The following is a 667-nucleotide window of genomic DNA, read 5'->3' as shown; positions in this document are numbered from 1 at the left end:
GTACCACGGCATAGGTAGTCAGCGCTTCGCCGTTACCTTTTGCCATGTCTTCGGACAGCTCGTTCATCATGCCATTCATGGCAAACCAGGATTTGCCGCCGTAGGTCAGCGACGCGTTGGTCGAGCAACCGTTGGTGCCGGAAGTCATACCAAACGTGGCGTTACCGGAAGTGCCGTTGGTGGTGGATGCCAGGAAGTGAGCAGGGGTGCCACGCTGACCTTCGAACAGCATGTTGCCCCAACCGCAATCCGGGCCGCCTGGAGCTTGCGCCATTGCGTTGATGGATACAGCGGTGAAGAGAGTACCGAGAAGAATCCGTTTCATAGCTTTGTTCTCTTTATGTGCATACCAATGGACAGGGTTCTGACACCTGACGGTGCCAGTGGGCCAGTATTAGTTCCAGCCGCGCAGTTTGGAGTTTAGGCACGTTCCCGGGGTTCCGTGAGTTTTTACAAAAGATTTGGCGATAACCCCGATTTCATGGGTGGCGGGACATGGGCAGCCGGTTGTCTATGCTTTGTCACATGGCGCGCCTTGCCAGTGGGGCACGGGCAGCGCCAGAATGCCGCTATCTGCCCCGCCTGATTGTTAAGGAAGCCCGATGCCTGATCCTGTTGCTGCTTTACTGCTTTTAGCTGGAGTATTGTTGATGGTTGCGTTTTCATT

The 667-nt window shown here is 55.2% G+C and carries 2 protein-coding genes; both read right to left on the bottom strand.

Annotation, left to right across the window (positions count from 1 at the left end; all coding sequences use genetic code 11):
• On the bottom strand, window positions 1–325 hold a 325-nt coding region (locus ACIOVB_RS10125), incomplete at its 3' end, for a DUF3015 family protein (RefSeq protein ID WP_401267246.1).
• Window positions 326–450: 125 nt separating this feature from the next.
• The coding region (locus ACIOVB_RS10120; protein ID WP_401267244.1) for a hypothetical protein at window positions 451–667 on the bottom strand (217 nt) is incomplete at its 5' end.

It is taken from the genome of Pseudomonas sp. NPDC087639 (assembly GCF_044743385.1).
In the GTDB taxonomy this organism is placed as follows: Bacteria; Pseudomonadota; Gammaproteobacteria; order Pseudomonadales; family Pseudomonadaceae; genus Aquipseudomonas.
This window is presented reverse-complemented; position numbering and strand designations above follow the sequence as displayed.